At 47.7% G+C, this 329-nt stretch carries 1 pseudogene; it reads right to left on the bottom strand.

The features are described 5' to 3' along the window. Positions 1 to 329: pseudogene (locus HC175_RS21945) on the bottom strand (hypothetical protein); the annotation flags it as partial.

The raw sequence follows: 329 nt of genomic DNA, 5'->3' as shown, positions 1-329 counted from the left end.
ACGCTGCACAAGATCATCGGGAGAGTGAGACATATTATCACGCAGGTAATCAAAACCGAATTCATTGTTGGTTCCGTAGGTGATATCTGCGTTATAGGCTTTTCTCCGCGCGGCGGAATTCGGTCTGTGGTAATCTATACAATCCACGGTAAGGCCGTGAAACTGAAATAAAGGTGCCATCCAGGCGCTATCCCTTTTTGCCAGATAATCATTCACGGTGACCAGGTGCACGCCTTTTCCGGTAAGGGCATTAAGGTACATTGGTAATGTAGCCACAAGCGTTTTACCTTCCCCTGTTTGCATCTCGGCAATTTTTCCCTGGTGCATGG

This window comes from Salinimicrobium oceani, assembly GCF_012037645.1.
Note: the sequence above shows the minus strand (reverse complement) of the source record. Positions and strands in the feature narration are given on the sequence as shown.